The sequence below is a fragment of the Streptomyces pactum genome, assembly GCF_002005225.1.
In the GTDB taxonomy this organism is placed as follows: domain Bacteria; phylum Actinomycetota; class Actinomycetes; order Streptomycetales; family Streptomycetaceae; genus Streptomyces; species Streptomyces pactum_A.
Window position 1 is genome coordinate 1,055,241 of sequence record NZ_CP019724.1, and the last position, 18,505, is coordinate 1,073,745.

The window sequence follows — 18,505 nt, forward strand, 5'->3', positions numbered from 1 at the left end:
CGTCGAGCCACCCGATGCCACATCGGGCGGAACGATCGCGGAGAACGGTCAACGGGCGGCAACGAGCCACGCGCGGCCCCGCCCGCACCGGCCTGCCCTGAGGTCGGCACCACCTCGGCGATGCCCTCGGCGATGAGGGCCCGTGTCAGGCGGTGGCGGGCACGGACGGTGCCGGCGGCTTCAGGCGGCCGGTTCGGTCCAGCCCGTACAGAGCGGCGGCACAGGCGAGGCCGAGGGCTGCCAGCGTGAGCCACGGCAGCGCCGCCATGCCCGCGGCACGGGCGGCGTCGAGCGCGGCTCCGGTGAGCAGATTGCCGAGGGTGATGCCGACGCCGCAGATGGTGTTGTAGAGCCCGTAGTGGGTGGCGACGAGGCGGCCACCGGAGAGGCTGACGATGGTGTCCATCTCGAACGGGTAGGCGATCATGGTCCCCAGCGCCAGCAGAAACGCGGCCAGCGTCGGCGGTACGGCGGCGAGCAGCCAGCGCCCGACCCCGCCGTCGGGTACCGGTACGGCCGTGGCCGCGAGCAGCGGCAGGAACGCGGCTCCCATGGTCAGCAGGCCCAAGCCGAGCGCGCGGCCGGGCTGCGTGCGCGCCTTGCACCAGGCGGTCACCTTCGTCTGGCCGAGGACGGTGCTCAGCCCGGAGACGGCGAACAGGACCGCGACCGCCGCGGTTCCGAAGTCCCCCTCGCCGCCCAGTCGCCGCACCTCCAGCGGCAACGCGAGATAGACCTGGAACGACATCACGTACGAGCCGATCATGGCGACCGAGAACAGCAGGAACGGCCGGTTGGCCAGGATGCTCCGCCACTGCGCCGGCACACTCTCCCGGCGGCCGTCCGCCCGGCCGTTCGCGTCGTCGGCCCGGCGCGCCGGCAGGGCCCGGATCTGCACGACGCTCAGGACCGCGAAGATACCGGCCGCCGTCAGGCAGGTGATCCGGAAGTCGAGCCCCGTGAGCACCATGCCGACCAGCGGGCCGAGCAGGATGCCGGCCTGGTAGAAGACGTTGAACAGGGCGAACGCCTCGACCCGCCGGTCCCCCGCGTCCGCCGCGAGGTAGGCGCGGGTGGCCGGGTTGAACAGGGCGCCGGCCAGTCCCGTCAGGGCGGACGCGGCGATCAGCGCGGGCACCGATTCGACGAGCCCGAGCATGGCGAAACCGATGACGCGCAGTACCATCCCCGCGAAGATCATCGGCTTGTAGCCGAGCCGGTCGGCCAGCGTGCCGCCGACCAGGAACATGCCCTGCTGGCTGAAGTTCCGCACGCCGAGGATCAGGCCCACGAGCCATCCGGCCAGTCCGAGGGGCCCGGCCAGGTGCGTGGCCAGGTACGGCATCAGCATGTAGAAGCCGAGGTTGATGGTGAACTGATTGACCATCAATAGCTGGACGCTTCGCTCGTAGGTGCGGACCTGCGTGAGGGTTCCCTTCACCGGTCCCCCTCCGCATCCGCCTCGGACGGCGCCTGCCCGGCGGCCTCCGGCTCTCGCACACCCGCGTCCCCGGCCAGGACGAGCGGGTCCACCACGCTGACGCACCGGGTCCAGCGGGTGACTTCCTTCTCGTCCAGACGGCCGATCAGCTCCGGTTCGGGCCCGGGTGGGGAGCCGAGCAGACCGTGGGCGGCGCAGTAGTCGTCGTCGTACACCGTGCCCAGGTAGCGTTGCGGCCCGTCCGGGAAGATCGCGGCGATCCGGGTGTCCGCGGGCGTGGTGCGTGCGAGCCAGCCGGCGACCAGGGCGACCGCGCCGACACTCCACCCACCGGTGGCGTAGTGCGACGAGGCCAGCCGCCGGCAGGCCCAGACCGCCTCTGCCGGGGCGACCCAGTGCACCTCGGAGAAGTTGTCATAGGCGACGTTGCGGGGATAGATGCTCGACCCGAGCCCCCGCATCAGGCGGGGACGGGCGGGCTGGCCGAATATCGTGGAACCGATGGTGTCCACACCCACGAGCTTCAGGCCGGGGTAGAGGTGCTGAAGGACCCGCGAGACGCCGGCGGAGTGGCCGCCGGTGCCGACGCTGCACACCAGCATGTCGATGTGGGCGAGTCCGGCGGCCAGTTCCAGGGCGAGCGGGGTGTACGCCGAGGTGTTGTCGGGGTTGTTGTACTGGTCCGGGCACCACGCGTCGGTGTGCTGCCGCAGGAGCTGGGTGACACGGTCGCGGCGGGCCTGCTGCCAGCCCCCGGCGGGGTGGGGGTCGCAGACGACGTCGACCTGGGCGCCGTACGCGGTCAGGAGGCGGGTCATGGGTGTCTCCAGGCCCGGGTCGGTGACCAGGGTGACCGGGTGGCCGTAGACCATGCCGGCCAGGGCCAGGCCGAGGCCGAGGGTGCCGCTGGTGGACTCGATGATCCGGCCCCCGGGCCGCAGGTCGCCGCGGGCCCGGGCGCGTTCGACCATGTGCAGGCCGGGGCGGTCCTTGATGCCGCCGGGGTTGAAGCCTTCCAGTTTCGCCCAGAACCCCCGACCGGTGGGAGCGAACGGCTCGCCGACGTGGAGGAGGGGCGTGTTGCCGACCAGCCCCGAAAGGGCGGCGCGGCCGGTCTTGGTGAGGGGGGTGGCTTTCGGAGAGTGCATCAGTCGGCTCTCATCATTTCGGTGATTGGCGCGTCGGGTGCTGATCTCTCGCATGCCGCCCGTTTCCGGACCGGTGACCCGGTCCTGCGCAGGAGCGGCGGCTGCGGCGTGCAGGGCTCGAACGGCGTGGTCCGCGTGCGCCACCGGCACGGGGAGCACCGCGTGCCGGTGGCGGGTCATGGTGCTTCACTCCTCTTCCGCCACGAGCCGATCACTCTCGCGAGATGTCGTCGAGCACGTCGCTGTCAGGCCGGGCAGGGCCGGGGCGAGCACCGGCGTGCCCACCTGATGCCGTCCTGTCCGCCTGCTGCCGTCCTCTCCGCCTCACGTCCCGTCAGGAGAGGTGAGCGGGCGTCACCGCGGGCGGCAGGTGGCCGGCCCGTTGGGCGCCGAAGACGGACAGGGACCGCCGCCGGCGTCGCCGGACGCGTGCAGCGGCCGTGCACGGTCGAGCGGCGCTCTCGTCGGCGGCGCTCACCGGGGCGGTGAGCGGCCGGCCGGCCGAAGGCGTGAGACGGCAGGCCGCGGCGCCCCCTGGCGGCATGGCGCGAGGGACCACGGCTCATGTGCCTCGCGTGCGGCAACGGACATGACGGCCGGTGTGGTGCGGACCCGGCCGCCGCGCCGGCCTCACCACGGGCTCCCTGCGCCGTGGTATGACGGCCCCGCCGGTCGAGGACCGCGTCGGGATTTCGACCGGCGGGGCCCGGAGGTCACCAGCCCGCCTTGCGCCGGCGGAGCGTTCCGGCGAGCCCGCGCAGCTTGCGCACCTGGGTATCCGCGACGTCCACGAGGGTGGCGACGGACGCGAGAGTGAGCAGCGCGGTGCCGGAGACCGCCATGTGCACGGGCCGGTACTCGTCTCCCCTCACCTGCAGGAACTCCGGCTCCCTGGCCGGCGCGGGCAGCGTCATGTCGACCGCGTCGGCGCGCTGCTTGAGTGGCAGCTTCCAGACGCCCGGCACGGCGGCGTGCGCCCGCAGACCCGCCTTGACCGCGGGCAGCCTCACCCCGCTGTCCAGGCGCCAGACGGCATGGCGCTCCAGGCTGCGGTGCCACCGCTCCACCACCGATGCGACCACATGCGGGTCGACGTGGTGCCAGGGCGCCGACTGCGACAGGAAGAGCCGGCGGCCGAGCCCTTCACGCAGGGCCGCGTGCTCCGATGTCTCCTGGCTCGTGCGGCCGCCGGTCTCCATCAGCCACCGCGAGACGCGGAACCGGCCGAGCATCGCCGCTCCGAAGATCGTCAGGTCCAGGAGGTGGTCGAGGACGAAGAAGCGGCTGTCCGCGATCGCCGGACTGAACTTGGAGCGCACCATCGAGCGCATGATGCGCCAGTCCGCGGTCGCCGCGCGGTTGACGTGGTCCAGGTAGTCGCGGTCGAGAGTGCCGTCCCGGATGTCGCGCTGCGCGATGTTCGCCACGTGCCAGGAGGCGGTCATCGACAGGGAGATGCCCTGGCTGTAGTAGGCATCGATGATCGACGAGGCGTCGCCCACCATCGCGTACCGCTTCGGCGAGACGAAGGTGTCGGTGCAGTGCTGAACGTCCCGGTAGGCGCTGAACTCGAGGACGTCCTCCTCCTTGAGCCAGTCCAGCATGGGATAGCGGCGCAGGACCTTCCAGAACACCTCGCGTGCGTTGCCGTCCTCCGGCGGGCGGCCGCGGTGGTAGGAGACGCCGATGCTGACCCGGTCCCCGGCCAGCCGGATGAGCCAGATCCAGTAGCCGTCGCCCCACAGGTGGAGCGTGTTGCGGTCCCGGCGCGCCACGTCCCCGTCGGGGAACCGGTAGTTCCAGCGGTCGTCGAAGAGCGAGTCGTCGCAGTTCCTGAACTGCGCCCATGCGGCGGTGGTCCTGAACTCCTCGTCCAAGGGCAGGTCGTGGTCGTACTTGCGGGCGAGCAGACGTGCGCGTCCCGAACAGTCGACCATCCAGCGTGCGGCGATCTCGCCGGTCTCCTTCTTGTTGCGCGACACCCAGGTCAGGACGTGGTCCGAGGTGTCGTCGCCGAGTTCGATGTCGCGCACCAGCCCGCGGTTCAGCAGCGTGACGCCGTCCATGGCGCCGGCCCGCTCGCGCAGCTCGGCCTCGATCTCGGGTCGGACGATCTGCGAGTCCTGGAACATGACACGCGGGAAGTAGGGGTTGGTGAACTTCTCGTACCAGCGCTCGGGCAACTTGCTCTGGAAACCCCACTCGGAGACGCCGTCGTCGAAGGAGGTGCGGCCCTCCAGGCCGTGGGCCATCCAGAAGCCCGCCTTCTGGAACGACTTGTTGAGCGAGTCGTCCAAGTCGCCGAGCGTGCGCAGGAAGGCGTTGGAGAAGATCAGCAGGGACTCGCCGACCTTGTAGCTCTCCTGCTGCTTCTCGGTGGGCTGGTCGATACAGACGACGGACAGTCCACGCTTGGCGAGAGCGATGGTGTTGATCAGTCCGACGATGCCGGACCCGATGACACACACATCGGCTCGCACGCGTTTGCCTGCCGGGTCCTTGACCACGTCCTGGTTGGCGGGCACATCGTCTCCTCTTGTCGGGCAGGGCAGGCACGGGAGAGGGTTCCGGCGGTTGTCCGGTCCGTTCCGAGCGTATGGAGGCGGCCCGGCGTCGGCACCTTCCAGGTTGCTCAACCGCACCGGCCCGTCACCGCCCCGGTGGCTGGGGCCGGTCGACGGCCTAGTTGATGAAGTCGAGATGGGGGTCGGTGTCGGCCACGGCCTGGGGCCAGGTCGCGTACCGACGCAGGCCGTACAGGAGGGGCTGCTGGGACTGGAGGATGCTCACGCGCCGTACCCGGCCCATGATCACGACATGGTCGCCGACCTCGCTCGCCTCGCTGACCTCGCAGTCGGCGACGGTGTGGGCGGAGAGCACCAGGTGCGGTCCGCAGGCGCCGTCGTCGGCCCGCCAGGCGATGCGGTCGAAGCGGTCGGCGGCGCCGGACGCGAAGAGTTCCGCGGACGACCGGGCCTCGTCGTGCAGCAGGTTGATCGCGAACGCCCTGCTGGCCAGGACGGCGCCCAGGGTCGGGCTGCCGCGGCGCAGACACACCAGGAGCGTCGGCGGATCGAGGGCGACGCTGCACAGGGAGGTGCAGGTCATACCCCAGGGGACGCCGTCGTCCAGGGACGTCACGACGCAGACGCCGGTGGGGAACCCCGTCATCAGCGCGCGCATGTCGATGTCCTCCCGCACGATCCTCGTCTCGGTCATGCCGGGCCTCCTGTCGGGATCGGATCGAGGGCACGCAGCGCGCACCGGGCCTCGTCCGCGAGGGACCGGCCCAGCGCGGCGAAGCCGTCCTCGAAGAAGTGGAAGTGGCCGCCTTCGAAGACCTGCCGGGTGAAGGAACCGCTCGTCTCGGCGGCCCAGTTGGCCAGCAGTCCCACGGGCGCGAGTGCGTCGCGCGTGGCGCCGAAGGCGGTGAGCGGGGCGGCGAGCCCGCGGGCCGGGGCGTTCGGCCGCACCGTGCCGAGCGCGGTCAGGTCGTGGCGGACCAGGCGCAGGAAGTGACGGCGGAACTCGGGTACTTCGTCGAAGCGGTCCGGGATGCCGCCCATCGCGCTGAGCCCCGCCATCAGTTCCTCGTCGGGCAGCCGCGGGTCGAGATGGGCGACGGGTCGGCAGTCCGCGGGCGCGAGCCGCCCGGACACACCGACCCAGACGACGGGTGTCCCGCGCTTCTCCAGGGCGAGGGCGGTCTCCACCGCGACGACGGCGCCCATGCTGTGCCCGAAGAGCGCGAGCGGCGGACCGGTCCACGGCAGCACGTCCTCGGTGACCCGGGCCGCCATGGCTCCCATGTCGCGCAGTGGTGTCTCGCGGTGCCTGCGGCCGCGGCCCGGCAGGTCGACGAGGAGTACGTCCCAGTCCGCGGGCACGTGTGCGGCCAGCGGGAAGTAGGCACTGCCGGAACCGCCGGCGTGGTGGCAGACCACCAGGCGCAGCGCCGGGTCGTCGTTGCGCCGGGGGCGGATGAAGGCGCTCACCGGTGCCGCTCCTGTTCGGTGGCCGCGGACTCGCCCGCGGCGATGTCGTCGGCGAGCCTGCCGATGAGGGTGCGCAACGGCAGGTCGAGCGGGAGTTCCTCACGGGTGAGCCCGACCTCGAAGCGCTCCTCGACCTTGGTGATGAACAGCGTGGAGATGAACGAGTCGCCACCCGCTTCCAGGAAGGAGCACTCCATGTCGGGGTCGTCGGTGGCCTCCAGGGCGTCCTTGAGCACGGCGAGCAGATGGGCGTGGATCCGCTCGCGCGTCCAGCTCCCGGACGGCGCCGCGCCGTCGGCCCCCGCTGCCGGGCGTCCATCGCCCGGTACGCCGGTGCTCGGCTCGTCGACCCAGTAGCGCTCGCGCTGGAACGGATACGTCGGCAGGTCACCGACGAGCGGCGTCCCCGGGGCGCACAGGGCATCCGGGCGCAGATCGGCGCCGGCCTCGAAGAGCCGCCCCAGCAGGGTGAGCAGCGCCAGACGGTGGGCTGCCGCGCCGTCGTCGCCCTCCGCCGCGGGGTAGGTGAAGACGTCACCGGACGCGTCGGCGCCGGGACGGACCGGTACGCCGAACTCGCTCACGAAGGCGGCCAGTCGGTGCTCCGGAGCGGCCGGTTCGGCGGGTCCCTCGAACAGCCACGGGAACTCCCGGGCCAGCGCGGCCAGGGCCGGCGCGGCGACGCCGTCGGGCACCCGCAGCGTCACCCGGCGCAGCGGGCTGCTCCCGCGCGTGGCGCCGTCCGCCGCCCGTGCGGCCCGGGCCAGCCGGTCGGCGAGCTCGGCCGGTGCGGAGCCGGTGACCGCGACGCGGCACGGCTGGGGAGCGCGGCCACTGCGCAGTGTGTGGCAGAGGGCGGGGAGCTCGTCCGGACCGGTCTTGTGCAGCAGGTCGGCGATCGTGTCGGCCAGTTCACGGAGAGCCCCGGGGGTCCGGGCCGAGAGGGTGATCAGCTCCGGATGCGGCTCGGGGGCGCGAACGCCGGCCTCGCCGGCCGGCACCGGTGCCCCGCCGCCGGCGGGCGCGGGGTCGTATGCCTCCAGCACGACGTGCACGTTCGTGCCGCTCATCCCGAAGGAGTTGATGCCCGCGACGCGACGCGGCAGCTCCTTGGGCCAGGGCTGGTTGGCGCGCGGCACGGTGAAGGCGATGCTGTCCCAGGGGATGTGCGGATTGAGCGGCCCGTCGTCGGGGCTCGCGGCCGCCGGTATCTCCCCGTGCCGCAGCATCAGGACCGTCTTGATGAGGGCGGCGATGCCCGACGCGGCTTCCAGGTGTCCGATGCGCGCCTTGACGCTGCCGATGGGCAGCGGGAGTCCCCGGGCACGGACGGCGTCACCGAGGACGGCGTCGAGCGCGCCCACCTCGATGGGATCACCGAGCGCGGTACCGGTGCCGTGCGCCTCGATCCAGCCGAGTTCCCCCGCGTCGACCCCGGCGTCGGCGAGTGCGGCACCGATCACCTCCTGCTGGGCGGAGCCGTTCGGCGCGGTGAGGCCGGAGGCGGCTCCGTCGTGGCCCATCGCGGAGCCCCGGAGCACGGCGAGCACCGGGCGGCCCTCTCGTTCCGCGTCGGCGAGCCGCATCAGCGCGACGGCGCCGACGCCCTCGCCGCGCCCGTATCCGTCGGCGGAGGCGAGGAACGACTTCGAGCGGCCATCGGGGGCGAGGGCCCGCGTCCGGCACAGGGACACCATGAGATGGGCCGACAGGAGGAGGTTCGAGCCGCACACCAGCGCGTAGCGGCACTCGCCCGCGCGCAGCCCCTTGAGCGCCAGGTGCAGCGCCGTGAGAGAGGAGGAGCAGGCGGTGTCCACACTGGCGACGGGGCCGGAGAAGCCCATCGTGTGACTGATGCGGCCCGCGCCGAAGCACAGGCCGCCGCCCGTGGTGTAGTACGGATCGATGCGGCTCATGTCCGTGCGGTCCTCGAGGCGTTCGCCGTACTCGGACGCCATCATGCCGAGGTAGACGCCGACCGGCAGCCGGTCCGCGCGCCGCACCGCGATGCCGGCGCGTTCCAGGGCCTCCCAGGCGGTTTCGAGGAGCAGTCGCTGCTGCGGGTCGAGGAGCTTCGCTTCCCGCCGGGAGATGCCGAAGAACTCGGCGTCGAAGTGGCCGATGCCGGCGAGGAACCCGGCCGTGTCGACGTAGCTGCGCCCCGGGGTCGCGGGGTCCGGGTCGTAGGCGGCACGCAGTCCCGGACGGTCCTCCGGGATGCCGGAGTACGCCGTGGTGTCGCCGCGCAGGAAATCCCAGTACGCCTCGGGGGACGTGAGGCCGCCGGGCAGTCTGAGACCCATGCCGACGACGGCGACCGGGGCGCGCCGCTCGTCCTCCAGTTCACGTATCCGGTCCCGCAGCCGCCGGGACAGCCTGAGTTGGTCCTCCATAAGCTGACGGATCTCCGCCGGGTCCATGGTGTCCGTCCTCACTTCTCTCGGGTCAGATCGGCCTGGACGGCCTGGACTAGTTCGTCGAACGACAGGGCCGCGGGGTCGGCCGCCGGGGGGAGGGCCGGTTCGGCGGCGGGTGTCCGGGGCGCGGCCGGCTCCGGCTCCTGCCCGGTGCGGGCCGCGCCGTCCGCGAGGTACGCGGCGAGGAGCGCGACCGTCGGGTGGTCGAGCGCGACGGTCGCGGGCAGGTCCGTGGCGAGGGCGTGGGAGAGCCGGGTCCGCAGATCGATGACCATGATCGAGTCGAGGCCCAGATCGCCGAAGCCCAGGTCGTCGTCGGCCTCGAAGCGCTCGCCGAGCACCTCGGCGGCGAACTCGCGCACGGCGGTCCGCAGTCGCTCGTCGGCCGCCTCGGCGTCGAGCCCCTCGAGGTCCTGTCGCAGCCAGCCGCGCGGCTCCCCGTCCGCTTCCCGCTCCGGGGCCGGGGAGGTGCCGCGCAGCAGTGCCGCCCGTGCGGGGCCCGCGGCCCGTTCGTACTGCGCGGTGTCCACGGCGACGGCCACCAGGTGCGGGGCCTGCCCGGCGACGGCGAGATGCAGAAGACCGGCCGCGGCCTCGTCGTCGAGCGGGCTGATGCCGAGCCTGCCGATGGCCCGCCGGGTGGCGTCGGACCCGGCGAGGCCGCCCTTGGCGGCGGGCTGCCACGGCCCCCAGGAGACGCTCGTGGCGGGCAGGCCCGAGGCGCGCAGGGTCCGGGCGAGACCGTTCAGGTAGCCGTTGGCGGCCGCGTAGTTGGCCTGTCCCGCCGAGCCGAGCACAGCCGAGACGGAGGAGTACAGCACGAGGGCGGTCAGGTCCTCGGTCCGCCCTTGGTCCCGCAGTGCGTCGGCGAGCCGCGCCGCGCCGGACGCCTTGGCGGCGAACACGGCGGCGAAGGCCTGCTCGTCGAGGTGTCCGAAGGCGCGGTCGTCGGTGGTGCCCGCCAGATGGAGCACGAGCCGCAGCGGCGCCCGGCGTGCGGCCTCCGTGACGGCGCGTCGGCAGTCCTCGGCGTCGGTGACGTCGCCGCGCACCACCTGGACCGCGGTGCCGCCCGCCGTCAGCTCGTCGATGACGTGCCGAGCCGCCGCGTCGGGTTCCGAACGGCTCATGAGCGTGACGGCGGACGCGCCCCAGCCGGCGAGGACGCGGGCCGTGCTCAGGCCGAGCGCGCCCAGGCCTCCGGTGATCAGCGCGGCGGCGCCCGCGACGCCCTCGGGGGCGCCGTCGGGCAGGGGCTCTTCCCGCGGCACCAGGCGGACCGCCGCGGTGCCCTCGGCGCCGATCTCCAGGCGGGGCTCGGGGAATCCTGCCTCCAGGGCTCCGGTGAGGACGCGGGCGACGGTGTCCGGGCCGGTTCCCGCACGCGACGTGACCCGCAGCAGACTGCGGTCCCGCTGCTCGGCCTCCAGCGAGGCGAGCAGCCCCCAGAGCGCGTCGCGCAGCGGCGCCGCCGGGTCGGGCCCGGGAGCGCCGGGGGGCGGCGCCGCGCTCATCACGGCGTACGGGATGTGCCGCGGCGTCTCGCGCAGGGTGCGGGCCAGCGCCGCCGCGCAGCCGAGGACGGCCTCGGGCGGACTGCCGGCGCCGGGTCCGCCGGGCGGCAGGACGAACCGGGTGTCGACGATCAGGTCCGCGTCCGCGTCCGCGGTGAGGAGTTCGGGCGCGTCCACGGTGGTCACCCGGTGACCGAGCTGCTCGAAGGCGCGCACGAGCAGCTTGATCGGCGGCTGGTCGGCGCCGGCGACGGCGATCCGGTGCCGCCCGGTGGGCTCCGCGACGGTGACCGGCTCGGTGGTCATCTCGTGGGCATGTCCCGTGCGCTCCCGCAGTGACCGCTCCAGGAGCGCCCGCGGCGCACCGCGGAACCGGAACTCCTCGACGGCGAGCACCGTCCCACCCGTGCCGTCGAAGAGCCGCAGGTCCGCCGATCCGATGGCGTGGAAGTCCGCCGGCCGGCGGGCGTGCGCATCGCGTACGACCCGGACGTGGCCCCAGAGTTCGCTGCCCGGGCCACGCGGCGGCCGTCCCGGGAAGTCGACCCGGGCGGCCGCGAACGGGATGGCGAGGGACGTCTCCTCGGTGACGGAGCCGGGTGCGGTCCGGGCGACCGCGAAGGCCACCGTGGACTGCAGGAGCGAGTCGAGCAGGCCCGGGTGGATCTCGTATCCGTCCGGGCTCTCGTTCATCCGCTCTGGTTCGGCGAAGCGTACGACCGCCTCGTCACCGTCGATCCACACCTCCTGGATCCAGCGGAAGGAGGGGCCCAAGTGGTAGCCGAGGGCCCGCAGATGGGCGTAGAAGCGCTCGCCGTCCACATGGGTGGAAGCGTTCGCGACGAAGGCCCGCGTGTCGGGCGGCGGCGCCGTCCCGGCCGGGCCCGGGTCGACGACGCGTGCGGCGAGGTGTTCCTGCCACCGGCCGCGCCCGGCGTCGACCAGGCTCTGCACGCTCACCGTGCGAGCGCCGTGGGCCTGTTCGGCCTCGATGATCTGCAGGTCGTAGCGTTCGCCGTCGCGCAGCACCAGCGCGCGCGGGAAGTGCAGGTCCTCCAGGGCGACCGGGGTGCCGCCGCTGCCGAGCGCCGAGAGGGCCGTGGCCGTCTGGGAGGCGCCGGGCACGGAGACGACGCCGAAGAGCCGGTGGTCGGTGAGGTGGGCGGGGTAGTCGGTGCCGCGCCGGGTGGCGAAGACGCGGCCGCGCAGGGCGGGTGAGCGCAGCGGGACGCCCCAGGGCGGGGCTTCTCCCGTCCCCGTGGCGGTCGGGGGCGCCGGGACTGCCGTCCGCGCGGCGGCGGGCGTCCAGTGCCTGGAGTCCGCGAACGGATAGAGCGGGGCGGCGAGCCGGCCCGTGGAGCGGCCGCGGGCGGCGGCGCCGACGCGCCGCCAGTCGAGGTCCCTGCCCAGCTCGTACAGCTTCGCGGCGGCCGTGAGCATCGTGTCGCCGCCCGGAGCGCCGCGCCGCAGCGAGAAGGCGGTGCCGTCGAAAGACGCGACGCCCGCGGCCTTGACGAGGTTGACGAGGGTGCGGTCCGGTCCGATCTCCAGGCAGACGTCCACGTCGAGTGCCGCCAGCTCCCGTGCCCCGTCCAGGAACCGGACGGGCCGGCGGGCGTGCTCGCGCCAGTACGCGGCGTCCAGCTCGTCGGGACCCGCCGGCCGGCCGGTGACGTTCGACACCAGCGGTACGGCGGGCGGTCCGAACTCCAGCGGGGCGAGGGCCGCCGAGAAGTCGTCGAGGGCGGGGTCGAGGAGCGCCGAGTGGAAGGCGTGCGAGACGCTGAGTCTGCGGTGGCGCACCCCGAGGCCGGTGAGGCGCTTCTCCAGGACGGCGACCGCGTCGGGGGCGCCGGAAACAACCGTCGCCTTGGGTCCGTTGACCGCGGCGAGGTCGAGCCCGGCCTCCGCCGCCCAGGCCGCCGCGTCCTGCTCCGGCGCGACGACGGCGAGCATCGCGCCGCGTTCGGTGGCCTGCATCAGCCGGGCACGCTCCGCGATCAGTGCCAGGCCCGTGTCGAGGTCCATCACCGAGGCGCACAGCGCCGCGGAGATCTCACCGACGCTGTGCCCCAGCACGACGTCGGGCCGGACCCCCCAGGACTCCCACAGCGCGGCCAGCGCGTACTCCAGGGAGACCAGGGCGGGCTGGGTGATCCGGGTCTCGTGCACGGCTGTTCGGTCGTCCGCGTACAGGACGAGGTCGGTCAGTGAGGCGCCGAGCAGCGGTGCGAGGACGCGGTCGCAGGAGTCGTACGCGGAACGGAACACCGGTTCGGTCTCGTACAGTTCGCGCCCCATGCCGGCGTACTGGCTGCCCTGGCCGGAGAACAGGAACGCGACACGCGGCGGGCCGCCGCCCTGCCGCGGGGCGGGCGCCGGGGTGTCCAGCCCCGCCAGGAGCTGGTCGCGGTCGCGGCCGAGCAGCGCCCTGCGGTACGGGAAGTGGGCGCGGCCGGCGCCGGCGGTGCGGGCGAGGCCCGGGAGTTCCCCGGGGGCGGCCCGTTCGATGCGGTGACGCCATGCGGAGGAGAGCCGGTCGAGTCCGGCGGCGTCGGGCGCGGAGAGCGGCAGCAGGCACAGCGGCCGGGCGGCCCGGGGATCGTCGGCCGTCTCGGTGCCGGTGCCGGGGGCGGGATCCTGGTCGACGTCCGGGGCGGGGGTGGGGGCCTCCGCCAGGATGATGTGCGCGTTGGTCCCGGTGAAGCCGAAGCCGGAGACACCCGCCACGCGCGGCCCCGCGGAGGCACGCCACGGTGTGGGGCTCTCCACGACCCGCAGGTTCATCGAAGTCCAGTCGATGTGCGGGTTGGGTTCCGAGAAGTGCAGATTGGCGGGCAGCAGTCCGTGCCGCAGCGCGAGCACCGTCTTGATGACCGCGGCCATGCCCGCGGCGGATTCGCAGTGCCCGATGTTGCTCTTGACGGACCCGATCTTCAGCGGGGCGCCCGGCTTGCGGTCCGGGCCGAGGACCCGCCAGGCCGCGCCGATCTCGATGGGGTCGCCGAGCGTGGTGCCGGTGCCGTGGGCCTCCAGGTAGGAGATCTCGGCGCCGTCCGTCCCCGCGTCGGCGAGGGCGGCCGTGAGCATCGCCTCCTGTGCGGCGCCGCTCGGCGCGGTGAGCCCGGACGAGGCGCCGTCCTGGTTGACGGCACTGCCGCGCACGACGGCCAGGACGGGGTCGCCGTCGCGCAGGGCGTCGGCGAGGCGCTTGAGGACGAGCACTCCGCAGCCTTCGGAGCGCACGAACCCGTTCGCGTCGGCGGAGAAGGTGCGGCAGCGCCCGTCGGGCGACAGCATGTGGGCGCGGCTGACGGCGATGGACGCGGTCTGGTCGAGGATCACGTTGACGCCGCCCGCGAGCACGGTGTCGCTCTCGCCCGAGCGCAGCGACCGGATGCCCAGGTGGAGCGCCACGAGCGACGAGGAGCACGCCGTGTCGACGGCGAGGGCGGGTCCGGTCAGGCCGAGCACGTAGGCGATGCGCCCGGCCGCCGCGTTCAGGGCGGTGCCGGTGCCGTAGTACGCGTCGAGCCCGTCCGTTCCCCCCTGGGCGAGCAGGCGCGCGTAGTCGGCGTAGCTGACGCCGACGAACACACCGGTCCTGGTGTCCTTCAGGCGGCGCGGGTCGATGCCGCCGTCCTCCAGGGCGTGCCAGGCCGACTCCAGCAGGAGCCGCTGCTGCGGATCGAGATTCTGGGCCTCGCGGGCCGGGATGCCGAAGAAGTCGGCGTCGAACCGGTCGATGTCCCGCAGATAGCCGCCCTGGTCGCTGGTGACGGGCCCGTCGTCGCGGACGTGCAGTGCCTCCCGGCGCTCGCGGGGCATGGTGCCGACGCCGTCCCGGCCCTCGCGGAGCAGGTCCCACAGTTCGTCGACGGAGTCGGCGCCCGGGAAGCGCCCGGCCATACCGACGATGGCGACGGGTTCCCCCGCGTCCGGTGTGCCGTCCTCGGGTGCTCCGTCGTCGAGTGCTCCGTCGTCGAGTGCTCCGTCGTCGGCGCGCTGCGCCGCTTCGGCTACGGCGGCGGGGACCCGGGCCGGCCCGGCGTCGGCTTCGGGGACGGGGCGCCGACGGCGCTTCGCCCCGGTGGGCTCGGGGGCGGGGCCGCCCGGGGCGGCCGGATCGGTCCCGCTCGCGGACCTGGTCAACAGGAACGCGGCCAGTTCGGTCACGGTGGGATGGTCGAAGACATCGGCGGGCAGCAGCGGCGTGACGAAGGCGGCGGAGAGCCTGGCCACCAGATCGACGGCCGCGATCGAGTCGAGGCCGAGGTCGAAGAAGCCGGTGTCGCGGCGCACGGACCGTTCGTCGTCGTGTCCGAGGATGTCCGCGAGGATGCGGGCGACGTGGGTGCCGGCCGCGTCCGCGCGAGCCCGGTCCGGTAGCTCGGCGAGCCGGTGCACGACAACGGGCTCGCTGGATGCGGCCCGGTCGGACCGCTCCCCAGCCGCTTCGGGCACGGAGGTCAGGCCGCGGGGCCGCAGCGCGGACATCAACCGCCGAAAGCGCGGAAGGTCCAGGGGGCAGGCCACGACGTGCCCGCTGTCCGCGGCCGGCCTCGCGGCCAGGACCGCGCGCCCCGCCTCGGCGTCGAGCGCCCCGACACCGAGACGGGCGTACTGGTCGCGCGCCGCGCCGTCGGCCATGCCCTGGCCGTCCAGTGCCCACGGGCCGTAGGCCACGCTCACGGCGGGCAGCCCCCGGGACACGCGGTGCGCGGCGAGGGCGTCCAGGCTTCCGTTGGCCGCGGCGTAGGCGGCGCACTGATCGGTGCCCCACACGGCGGAGACCGACGAGACGAGTACGAAGAAGTCCACGTCCCAGTCCCGAGCGGCCCGGTGCAGCCACCAGGCGCCCGCGGCCTTGTCCCGCAGGGCGCGGCCGAACAGGGCGGCGCCGGTACGGGCGGCCGGGTGCCGCTCGACGGTGCCGGCGGCGTGGATCACCCCGCGCACCGGGGGCAGTTCGTCGAGCGGGGCGCAGGCGGCGGCCAGCGCGGCCGGCGTGTCGCAGCCGCCGCCCCGGTAGACCACCCGCCCGGCGCACCGCCTCAGTTCGGCGAGCGCGTCGGCGGCCTGCCGCCCCAGCGCGTCCTCGTCCCTGCGTCCGATCAGCAGCAGGTGCCGTGCGCCGCGGCGTACCAGTTCCGCGGACAACTCCCGGCCCACTGCGCCGAGTCCACCGGTGACCACGTAGGTCGCGTCGGGACGTACCGGCAGTCCCGTGGTGTCGGGCAGGGGCTCCGGCCGCAGTCGCGCGCCGAGGACGCGCCCGTCCCTCACGGCTGCGAGGTCCTCCATGATCCGGGGCTGCGCGCCGTCCGGCTGCGGGGCCCGGGTGGCGGTGAGAGTCAGCAGCGCACCGAGGTCGTCGCGTGTCGGCGCGTGCGGCAGGTCGACGACTCCGCCCCAGGCGGCGGGGAGTTCGAGGCCCAGTACCGGCGCGAGTCCGTGCAGGGCGCCGTGGTCGGTGGCGGCCACCCGGTCGGCGGGGCCGGTGCGGCGGGCGGCGCGTGTCACCGCGTACACGAGGGCGGCGGGGGTGCCCGTGGACTCGGCCGCCACGGACTCGGCCGCCACGGTGACGGCGGCGGTGACGGCGGCGCACAGCTCGGCGCCGGGCACGGACGGCCGCCTCGGGTCGTCGCTCCGGCCGGCGCCACCGGTCCCGCTTCCGTTCCGGACCTTGGTCGCCGTATCGGTATCGGTATCGGAATCGGTATCGGCTGCGGTATTGGTGTCGGTCGCGGTATTGGTGTCGGTCGCGGTCTGGGCCTGGCTCCGGATCTCGTCCTCGTCCGGGAACGCGGTCGCCTTCAGTGCGAGGACGAGGCGGGACACTCCGGTCCCGGCTCGCGTCGCCCAGAAGGCGCGCCACTCGTCGGGGTCGGCGGGCAGCGGGGCGCGTTCCCAGTCCGTCGTCCCGGGCAGCACCGTGTCCGGCGGCACGAGCACCGTTCCGCGTGCGCCGCGCGCCGCCGCCTCCCGGACCAGGCCGGTCAGGAGCGGACCGTCGTCGCCGGCCAGCACCAGGTCCGGGGCCATCGCGTCCGCCGCCGTGGCGGCCGGCGGCTCCGTTTCCTCCCAGACCAGTCGGTGACGGCGCGTCGGCTCGGCGTCCGGGCGTTCCACGGCGCGCTTCTCGATGCCTTCGGGCGCGTACCGCCGGCGCTGCCACGGATAGCCCGGCAGGTCGATGACCCGACGCGGCAGGTCGCCGCCGGGTCGCTCGGCCCGGGCGTCGCCGTCCGCCGTGTCCACCACGGACACGTCCGGGGTGGGGGTGCCGGACGCCAGGGCGCGCAGCGCGGCCGCCGCCGTGCGGGGATCGCCCGCGACGACGCGGGCCCGGACCTCCAGGCGTGCCCGGCCGGCGCCCGCCGTGTGCGCGAAGGCCGCGTAGTCGGTGTCGGCCAGCCCGCCGAGGCGTTCGGCACAGGCGCTCGCCAGTGCGCGCAGCGCCTGCGGCGTCCTGGCGGACAGCTCGAACTCCCTGACGGGTACGTCGGGCCGGGGTTGCTCGTGCGCGGCGCGCTCCTCGTCGGTCGGCAGGCCGAGGATGACGTGCGCGTTCGTACCGCTCATCCCGAAGGAGCTGACCGCCGCGTGGTCTCCGGCTCCTTCGGGCCACTCCTCCAGAGCTGTGGGCACGGTGATGCCCGTGCCGGAGAGGTCGATACGCGGATTGAGCGTCCTAAAGTGCACCACGGGCGGGATCCGGCGCTGCCGCAGACAGAGCGCCGCCTTGACGAGCCCGGCGATTCCCGCCGCCGACTCCAGGTGACCGAAGTTGGTCTTGACGGCGCCGACGGGCAGGGGCGCCCCGCCGTTGCGCCGCCCGAGGGCGGTGGCGAGCGCCTCCATCTCGATCGGGTCACCGAGGGAGGTGCCGGTGCCGTGCGCCTCGACGTATCCGATGTCGGACGGTTCGAGTCCGGCCGTGGACAGGGCCGTCTCGATGAGGGAGACCTGGGAGAGGACGTTCGGTGCGGTGAAGCCGCCGGAGCGCCCGTCCTGGTTGAGCGCCGATCCGCGGATCACGGCGTGCACGCGGTCCCCGTCGCGCAGCGCGTGGTCCAGGCGTTTGAGAACGACGGCCCCGCAGCCCTCGCCGCGGGTGAAGCCCGCCGCGCGCGCGTCGAACGTGCGGCACAGCCCGTCCGGTGAGAGGGAACGGGTCTCCTGCACGAGCCGCATGGACCGCGGCGACATGATCAGGTTGGCTCCGGCGGCGAACGCCGTCTCGCACTCGCCGCGCCGCAGCGCCTGCACCGCGAGGTGCACGGCCACGAGCGAGGAGGAGCAGGCCGTGTCGACGGACATGGCGGGGCCGTTCAGCCCCAGGGCGTAGGCGATGCGCCCCGCCGCGAAGTTGTGGCCGTTGCCGGTCGTCCAGTAGGCGTCGGGCTCCCCGGTGAGCCAGTCCCGGTAGTCCTGCCACATGATGCCGAGGTAGAGACCGGCGCTGGTGCCCGCGAGTGCGTCGGCGGGCAGCGCCGCGTTCTCCAGTGCCTCCCAGGTCACTTCGAGCAGCATGCGGTGCTGCGGGTCGAGGTGGCGGGCCTCGCGGGGGCTGATGCCGAAGAAGTCGGCGTCGAAGTCCAGGACTTCGTCGAGGAAGCCGCCCCGCTGCGGCAGCCCCTCCCACTCACGCGCGAAGGGGCCCTTGCGGGAGGCCGGCATCGGCCGCACGAGGTCGCGGCCTTCCGCGAGGGCCGTCCAGTAGCCGTCCAGGCCGTCGATGGAGCCGGGCAGCCGGAGGCCGACGCCGACGACGGCGATCGGCTGGTTGGCCTGCTGCTCGTCCAGGCGCCGTTGGAGGTTGCGGATGGTGGCGAAGGCGCGGGTCAGCGGGGTCTGCTTGGTTCCGGGCGCCGCGCCGTCCGCGGTCGGGCCGTCGGCCTCGCGGTGTTCCTGGTGATCCTGGTGGGGACTGTCCATGTGCGGAGTTCCTCGCAGACGGGTGGGACGGAGGTAGGAAGCGGTG

General features: G+C 74.0%; 7 protein-coding genes. All 7 read right to left on the bottom strand.

The window, feature by feature from the left end; genetic code table 11:
- Window positions 1–145: 145 nt before the first annotated feature.
- Window positions 146–1,441, bottom strand: coding sequence for an MFS transporter (locus tag B1H29_RS04665; RefSeq protein WP_055420968.1), 1,296 nt, complete (start codon window positions 1,439–1,441; stop codon window positions 146–148).
- The gene (locus B1H29_RS04670) at window positions 1,438–2,589 is read right to left on the bottom strand and encodes a PLP-dependent cysteine synthase family protein (RefSeq protein ID WP_055420967.1); all 1,152 of its coding nucleotides are present in this window, start codon (window positions 2,587–2,589) and stop codon (window positions 1,438–1,440) included. Before B1H29_RS04670 ends, B1H29_RS04665 begins: the two co-directional genes overlap by 4 nt.
- Window positions 2,590–3,302: 713 nt before the next feature.
- Complete coding sequence (locus B1H29_RS04675; protein ID WP_055420966.1) at window positions 3,303–5,114, bottom strand: NAD(P)/FAD-dependent oxidoreductase; 1,812 nt, start codon at window positions 5,112–5,114, stop codon at window positions 3,303–3,305.
- Between the two features lie 157 nt (window positions 5,115–5,271).
- Window positions 5,272–5,808 (bottom strand): flavin reductase family protein, encoded by a 537-nt coding sequence (locus tag B1H29_RS04680; protein ID WP_199832429.1) that lies wholly within the window; start codon window positions 5,806–5,808, stop codon window positions 5,272–5,274.
- Window positions 5,805–6,584 (bottom strand): thioesterase II family protein, encoded by a 780-nt coding sequence (locus B1H29_RS04685; RefSeq protein ID WP_055420965.1) that lies wholly within the window; start codon window positions 6,582–6,584, stop codon window positions 5,805–5,807. The genes B1H29_RS04680 and B1H29_RS04685 overlap by 4 nt, the downstream gene beginning before the upstream one ends.
- Window positions 6,581–9,004, bottom strand: a complete 2,424-nt coding sequence (locus B1H29_RS04690) for a type I polyketide synthase (protein WP_055420964.1) — start codon at window positions 9,002–9,004, stop codon at window positions 6,581–6,583. Before B1H29_RS04690 ends, B1H29_RS04685 begins: the two co-directional genes overlap by 4 nt.
- A gap of 11 nt (window positions 9,005–9,015) precedes the next feature.
- Entirely contained in the window at window positions 9,016–18,459 is a 9,444-nt protein-coding gene (locus B1H29_RS39810) for a type I polyketide synthase (protein WP_055420963.1), read from the bottom strand.
- Between the last annotated feature and the right edge of the window lie 46 nt (window positions 18,460–18,505).